This is a genomic window from Desulfurivibrio nitratireducens, assembly GCF_044068515.1.
Classification (GTDB): domain Bacteria; phylum Desulfobacterota; class Desulfobulbia; order Desulfobulbales; family Desulfurivibrionaceae; genus Desulfurivibrio.
This window is the reverse complement of record NZ_JBIPKI010000070.1, coordinates 1-6,517: the sequence shown is the minus strand read 5'-3', so window position 1 is coordinate 6,517 and position 6,517 is coordinate 1. Positions and strand designations below refer to the sequence as shown.

At 64.1% G+C, this 6,517-nt stretch carries 7 protein-coding genes and 1 pseudogene; 2 read left to right on the top strand and 6 right to left on the bottom strand.

Annotated features, from left to right (window positions below):
* The 6 genes and pseudogenes from ACHHTY_RS11545 to ACHHTY_RS11520 all read right to left on the bottom strand — a co-directional run.
* Window positions 1-302: pseudogene (locus tag ACHHTY_RS11545) on the bottom strand (methyltransferase); the annotation flags it as partial.
* Between the two features lie 20 nt (window positions 303-322).
* Window positions 323-853 (bottom strand): TlpA family protein disulfide reductase, encoded by a 531-nt coding sequence (locus tag ACHHTY_RS11540; protein WP_395494314.1) that lies wholly within the window; start codon window positions 851-853, stop codon window positions 323-325.
* 141 nt (window positions 854-994) lie between these two features.
* The gene (locus ACHHTY_RS11535) at window positions 995-1,795 is read right to left on the bottom strand and encodes an ATP-binding protein (RefSeq protein ID WP_395494313.1); all 801 of its coding nucleotides are present in this window, start codon (window positions 1,793-1,795) and stop codon (window positions 995-997) included.
* A 110-nt stretch (window positions 1,796-1,905) separates the two neighbouring features.
* The gene (locus ACHHTY_RS11530; protein ID WP_395494311.1) at window positions 1,906-2,502 is read right to left on the bottom strand and encodes an HD domain-containing protein; all 597 of its coding nucleotides are present in this window, start codon (window positions 2,500-2,502) and stop codon (window positions 1,906-1,908) included.
* Between the two features lie 185 nt (window positions 2,503-2,687).
* Window positions 2,688-4,382 (bottom strand): hydroxylamine reductase, encoded by a 1,695-nt coding sequence (gene hcp / locus ACHHTY_RS11525; RefSeq protein ID WP_395494310.1) that lies wholly within the window; start codon window positions 4,380-4,382, stop codon window positions 2,688-2,690.
* 154 nt (window positions 4,383-4,536) lie between these two features.
* Window positions 4,537-5,007, bottom strand: coding sequence for a nucleoside deaminase (locus tag ACHHTY_RS11520; RefSeq protein WP_395494309.1), 471 nt, complete (start codon window positions 5,005-5,007; stop codon window positions 4,537-4,539).
* A 226-nt stretch (window positions 5,008-5,233) separates the two neighbouring features.
* Here ACHHTY_RS11520 and plsY point away from each other — a divergent pair, with 226 nt between their 5' ends.
* Window positions 5,234-5,914, top strand: coding sequence for a glycerol-3-phosphate 1-O-acyltransferase PlsY (gene plsY / locus ACHHTY_RS11515; RefSeq protein ID WP_395494308.1), 681 nt, complete (start codon window positions 5,234-5,236; stop codon window positions 5,912-5,914).
* Between the two features lie 136 nt (window positions 5,915-6,050).
* Window positions 6,051-6,517 (top strand): DNA/RNA nuclease SfsA (gene sfsA / locus ACHHTY_RS11510; RefSeq protein WP_395494307.1); only part of this gene is annotated, 467 nt, incomplete at its 3' end.

Here is a 6,517-nt window from a genome sequence, read left to right as displayed (position 1 = left end):
CGGAATCTGTTCCATGGGCCCAGGCCGGCGCCCAGTTCGAGGACCCGGCCGGCGGGTTCGGGCGGTTGGGCGGCCATGAAATCGGCCAGGACCAGGGCCGCTTCCCAGACCTTGATCCAGAAGGGAAAGCCGCTGATATCGCTGAAGGGGTCCTTGCCGCCCAGCACGCTTTCCAGGTCGCCGACCTGGAGCAGTTGCAGTTGGTGGCCGCGGAGCTTGTAGGGGTTGAACTCAACCTGGTACTGGCGCCGCAGTCGGGCCAGTATCTTGGCCGCCGCCGGGGAAAGTGGGGCTTCTTGCATGGTGAGCTGATCCTTTGCCGCTAAAGAATGGCCTGGAGTTCGTGCTCCAGGACCTGGATATCCACGTGGCCGTCGAAACGCCGGATCATGTTGCCCTGGCGGTCGATGAGGAAGGTGGCGGGAATGCCGAAGACCCCGCCGAAGGTTTTGGGGGTGTCGGGGGCGCTCATGGCCACCGGGTAGTTGATCCCCAGCTCGGACATGAAGTTCCTTATCGCCCGGTCGTTCTGTTCCACCGCGATGCCCAGCACGGAAAAATTGCCCTCGCCGTACTTGTTCTGCAGGGCGATCAGGCTGGGCACCTCCTGGCGGCAGGGCTGGCACCAGGTGGCGAAGAAGTTGACGATCAGGGCCTGGCCTTTGAAGTCGCGGCTGTTGATGGGGCTGCCGTCGGCGGCGGCGGCCAGGGAAAACTGGGGCAGGGTGGTGATGGGGCCGCCGCCGTCCCGGGAGCAGCCCGCCGCCAACAGGGGCAGGGCCAGCAGGGCCAGCAGGCAGCAATGGAAAAACCGGGGCCGGGGCCGCCGGCAAAGGGAAAAGACGCGGTTCATCCCATCCTCCGGGTTGCGGTTCCAGAAAAAGCAAATTCTCACGGGGCGAGCCACCCCGTGAGAATTCACGACTTAAAACGCGCAACTATAACGCAAGATGCAGGGAAATGCCAATACCTTTAACCGGGGGCCGGCGGGGGCTCAGTGCCGGTTGCCGCGGACCCCGATCACCACTTCCTCCACCGGGATGCTGGTGCCGGCCCGCCGCTGGGCGGCTTGAATGATGCCCCGCATGGAGCCGCAGCAGGGGACTTCCATGATGGCGATGGTGACGCTCTTGATACCGGCCACTTGAAAAATCTCGGCGAACTTGGCCACGTAGGACTCGGCATCGTCGAACTTGGGGCAGCCCAGCAGCAGCACCTTGCCCGGCAGCAGTTCCCTGTTGAAGCCGGGGTAGGATGCCGGCACACAATCGGCGGCCACCAGCAGGTCGGCGCCTTTAAGGAAGGGAGCCACCGGGGGCACCAGGCGAATCTGGATGGGCCAGTGGGTCAGGGCCGACTGGTCTGCCGGGGCGGGATCGGCCGCATAGGGCGAGAGGCCTGCGGCAGCCGGACCGCCCGAGCCCATGGACCGGGGCTGGTTGGCGGCCTGGCAGGGAGTCAGGGCCGGGCCGAAGCTCTGGATATGGGAGGAGGCGCAGCCGCAGGCCATCGCCGGGGCCTCCGCCGCCGGGGCGGCGGCCTGGGCCTTCTGGGCGGCCAGCAATTCTTCCACCGCCTCTTCATCGAAGTCGTCGGCTTCCCGTTCCACCACCTGCAGGGCCCCGGTGGGGCATTCGCCCAGGCAGGCGCCCAGGCCATCGCAGTATTTCTCGGCGATCAGGCGGGCCTTGCCGTCGATGATTTGCAGGGCGCCCTCGGCGCAGCCGGGCACGCACTGGCCGCAGCCGTCGCACAACGCTTCGTCGATTTCAATTATTTTACGTAATACTTTCATAGCTTGGCTCCGTTGCCGGGCCGGGCCTGATGGGCCTCCGGGCGCGGCGCTTGGTTTTCCGCGGGCGCAAGGCCCGGCGGGGGGATGGTGAACGACAACTTGGACCGGGTCTATTCCCCGGCTTGCCGGGCCCGTTGATGGGCCGCGGTCAGAATGGTCAGGTTGATGCCGGCCTCGGGGCCGGGTTGGTGCAGATGGGCCACGGCGGCGCAGACTTCCTCCACCAGGCCGGGGTTGGCGGCGAGTTCGGCCAGCAGTTCCCGGATCGGCCCGGTGGCCGCCGCCGGTTCCAGTTCCGGTTGGTAAAGATCATGGAGGTAGGCGGCGATCCTTACCACCGCCGGGTTGGCTCCCTCGGCGGCCGCCGCCAGCTCGGCGGCGTGCCGGGCCACCCGGCCGGCATGGCCGATGCGGGCGAAATCGGTTCCGTAAAGCTTTTTTGCCGCCGCCGCCACCTTTTCCACCAGCTCTTCCTGTTTCTTTTTGAGCAGCTCCGGCGGCAGTTGGCCCAGGCACTGTTCCGCGTAAGGACAGTAGGAGGCGCAGCCGAAATCGATCTGGGGATTGAGCATCCGGTGGCCGCATTTCTTGCAGACCCGGGTGGAGTCATCCTTGAAGAATTCGAGGGCGGCGCCGCACTTCTCGCAGGAGGTTTCAAAAACCGCGCTGCCGGTCCAATAACGGCTGTCCTGGCCGGGGCATTGCATCTTTATTGAACTTCCTTATTCCTTGTTAACTTGGAAAAATTATCGCAATTATTGCGACTTCGACCATTTTTATAACCACAGAGAACACAGAGAACGCAGAGAGGAGTTTTGGCCTAAACAGCACATCGGGCCGGGGCCGCTCCGTGCTCTCTGTGTCCTCCGTGGTTAAATTAAGCTGCTAAAAATCACCCTAAAATGGCCTTGAGATCCTCATCCGGGGTGCTGATCGGCTTGATGTCGAAGTTCTCCACCAGCACGTTGAGCACGTTGGGGGTAATGAAGGCCGGCAGGCTCGGTCCCAGGCGGATGTCCTTGATCCCCAGGTGGAGCAGGGTCAAAAGAATCGCCACCGCCTTCTGCTCGTACCAGGAGAGCACCAGGCTCAGGGGCAGGTCGTTGACCTCGCACTCGAAGGCGTTGGCCAGGGCCACCGCGATCTGGATCGCCGAGTAGGCATCGTTGCACTGACCGACGTCCAGCAGGCGGGGAATGCCGCCGATGTCGCCGAGCTGCTTGTCGAAGAAGCGGAACTTGCCGCAGGCCAGGGTCATGACCACGCAGTCCCGGGGCACCTTCTCGACGAACTCGGTGTAGTAGTTGCGGCCCGGCTTGGCGCCGTCGCAGCCGGCCACCAGGAAGAAGTGGCGGATGTCCTTGTTCTTGACCGCCTCGATGACCTGGCCGGCCACTCCCATCACCGCGTTGCGGGCAAAACCGACCATGACCGTGCCCTTGTCGGAGTCCTCGCTGAAACCGGGCATGGCCAAAGCCTTCTCGATCACCGGACCGAAATCCTTGCCTTGGCCGGCCACGCCCAGGCCCACCGCGCTCTTGACCTTGTCAAAGAGGGTGGGGCAGCCTTTGTCCTCGATGTGGGCCACGTCGGGCCAGCCCACCAGGCCGGTGGTGAAGATGCTGTCCTTGTAAACCTCGGCCGGCTTCTGCAGGCAGTTGGTGGTCATCAGGACGGCGCCGGGAAACTCGGCGAATTCCTTGTGCTGGTTCTGCCAGGCGGTGCCGAAATGGCCGTAGAAGTGGGGATGCTTCTTCAGCTCGGGATAACCGTGGGTGGGCAGCATTTCCCCGTGGGTGTAAATGTTGATGCCCTTGTTCTTGGTCTGCTCCAGCAGCATCTCGAGGTCCTTGAGATCATGGCCGGAAATCAGGATCGCCTTGCCCTTCTTGGCGCCCAGGGGCACGGTGGTGGGCACCGGGTGGCCGTAACGGCCGGTGTTGCCGGCATCGAGCAGCTCCATGGCCCGCAGGTTGGTCTCGCCGCACTTGAGAACCAGGCCGACCCAGTCCTGCAGGCCCAGGTCCTGGCGGAGGATGTTGACCAGGCTCTCCTGGATGAAGGCGTAAACCTTGTCGTCGCTCTGGCCCAGGATCTTGGCGTGATCGGCGTAGGCGGCCACCCCCTTGATCCCGAAGAGCAGGGTGTGCTTGAGGGACTGGATGTCGGGGTTCTCGGCGGGATCGGGGTGTACTTCCACCGCTTCGCCCTGCTTGACCATCCCTTCCAGGTCGGAGGCGGGAGTGAAGGTATAGGCGGCGGCGGTGAAAGCGGTCTCGCCGCCGGCGGCCCTGACCCGCTTGGCCAGGTCGTCGCGCAGGGCCACGGTCCGGCGGATCATGGCGGCAAAGCGCTCGGGGTCGAAATCGACGTTGGTCAGGGTGGAGAAAACCGCCTCGCAGGTGAAGATGTTGACTTCCTCGTCCACCACATTGACCTTGCGGCCTTCCACCGCCACCAGGGAGAGTCCCTGCAAAGCGTGAATGAGCAGATCCTGCAGAGCCGCGACCTCCGGCTTCTTGCCGCAGACTCCCAGAACCGTGCAGGCTTTACCCTTGGCCGTCTGTTCGCACTGGTAACAAAACATAATCCATCCTCCGTTCAATTAATTAATAATGCCAATAAGGCCGGCCGGAAGCCCCTTGCCCCGGGCCGTGTTTATCATCACTGTTGCCGCCAGCATAGTGGGCGCCGGCGTTTGCCACCTTGACTTAGATCAACGGAAGTGATTTTTTTATTTTTTAATAAGGAATCTTGTCCGGCATGGCCTGCCATTTGGCAAAGAGCGCCAGGGCGGCGGGATGCTCCAGCCGGTGCAGGGGCAGGCTCCGGGCCCCCGGGGGCCGGGCCAGCTCATCGTAGATATGCTGGTCGGCGAAGCCGATGGCCGCGGCGTCGTGGCGATCGGCGGCGTAATAAACGCTTTTGATCCCGGCCCAGTAGGCGGCGGCCAGGCACATGGGGCAGGGTTCGCAGTTGACGTAGAGGATGCAGTTTTCCAGGCGGAAATCGCCGAGATGGCGGCAGGCGGCCCGGATCGCCTCGATTTCGGCATGGGCGCTGGGGTCCAGGGCGGAGGTGACCCGGTTCCAGCCCCGGCCGAGCACGGTCCCTTCCCGCACCACCAGGGCGCCGAAGGGCCCCCCTTCCTTGCGGGTCATCATTTCTTCCGCCAGGGCGATGGCTTCGCCGAGAAATTTCCGGTGTTCCATTTTTTCCTCCCGGGGTGGCCGCAACCGCCCCCGGCCCCCTTGCCCGGAGGAGGAGCCGGGTTGTAAAAAAGGGGGCAGGGCGGTATAAACATGCTATCTTGCGGATTGATTGCGGTCAGGGAGTAATCCCTTGCCCAAGGGTATCATATTATTTCGCTCGGCTGATAACAGATTTTTTCGCTTTCCCGAGGATTAAAGACTTCAGCAAGTCTGTTCGATAATGACCATGGTTACTTATGCAAGTTTGATAGTCGGCGCCTATCTGCTGGGCTCGGTGCCCTTCGGCCTCCTGTTCGGCAAGCTGGCGGGGGTGGACGTGCGCCGGGACGGCAGCGGCAATATCGGGGCCACCAACGTCGGCCGGCTGCTGGGCAAGAAGCTGGGCCTGGCCACCCTGGCCGCCGACATGCTCAAGGCCGTGGTCCCGATGTTGCTGGCCGGCGGGCTGCTGGCCGGCGACGAGTTTAAGGACCTGGTGGTGGTGCTCTGCGGGGGGGCCGCCTTCCTCGGCCATCTCTTTCCCCTCTACCTGGGCTTTAAGGGCGGCAAGGGGGTGGCCACCGCCCTGGGGGTTTTTCTCTTCCTGACCCCCTGGGCAGCCCTGGGGGCGATCCTGGTTTTCATCGTGGTTCTGCTCAACTGGGGCTTTGTTTCGCTGGCCTCCTTGAGCGCCGCCCTTTTGATGCCGGGCCTGATCTGGCTGCTTTACAACCCCGGCGCGGTGGAGGAACCGGGGGCGGAGCTGGCGGCGGCCTGGCAGACGGTGGGGCCGGAATTTCTCCTGGCCGTCTTTTGCGCCCTGCTGATCTGGTTCAAGCACCGGGACAACATCTCCCGCCTGCTGCGGGGCGAGGAGAAGAGCTGGCGCAACTACAAGGACGGCCCCGGCGGCCTCGATCCCAAATAACCGGCCCCCATAACCGGCCGGTCCAGCTATCCGGCCCGGCCGGCCGGCAGCCCGGAGCTTACCCCTGATCTTGCCATGAACGCTGCTTGCTCCCTTCCCTTGCCCTTTTCCTGCCCAACGATCCCGGTAGGTGGTTATGCGCTTTGATCAACCCCTGCTGGCCGGCCGGCTGATCCGCCGTTACCAGCGCTTTCTGGCCGACGTGGAACTGGCGGATGGCGAGCCGATCACCGTCCATTGCCCCAATTCCGGCAGCATGCTGGGCTGCCGGGAGCCGGGCAGCCCGGTGCTGCTTGCCCGGGCGGCCAATCCCCGCCGCAAGTACCCCTATACCTGGGAGCTGGTGCAAATCCATGGCGTCTGGGTGGGGATCAACACCGCCCGGACCAACGCCCTGGTCCGCGAGGCTCTGGCCGCCGGGGTGATCAAGGAGCTGCCCCCGCCGGCGGCGATCCGGGCCGAGGTCCGGGTTTCGCCCCGCAGCCGGCTCGATTTTCTGCTTGCTTACGGCCCCGGCCGGCAGACCTACCTGGAAGTGAAAAACTGCACCCTGGTGGCAGACGGGGTGGCCCTCTTTCCCGACGCCGTCACCAGCCGGGGCAC

Bases quoted from the DNA above. Each gene is read 5' to 3' on its own strand.
- ACHHTY_RS11540 (WP_395494314.1), bottom strand. From the start codon at position 853: ATGAACCGCGTCTTTTCCCTTTGCCGGCGGCCCCGGCCCCGGTTTTTC.
- ACHHTY_RS11535 (WP_395494313.1), bottom strand. From the start codon at position 1,795: ATGAAAGTATTACGTAAAATAATTGAAATCGACGAAGCGTTGTGCGAC.
- ACHHTY_RS11530 (WP_395494311.1), bottom strand. From the start codon at position 2,502: ATGCAATGCCCCGGCCAGGACAGCCGTTATTGGACCGGCAGCGCGGTT.
- hcp (WP_395494310.1), bottom strand. From the start codon at position 4,382: ATGTTTTGTTACCAGTGCGAACAGACGGCCAAGGGTAAAGCCTGCACG.
- ACHHTY_RS11520 (WP_395494309.1), bottom strand. From the start codon at position 5,007: ATGGAACACCGGAAATTTCTCGGCGAAGCCATCGCCCTGGCGGAAGAA.
- plsY (WP_395494308.1), top strand. From the start codon at position 5,234: ATGGTTACTTATGCAAGTTTGATAGTCGGCGCCTATCTGCTGGGCTCG.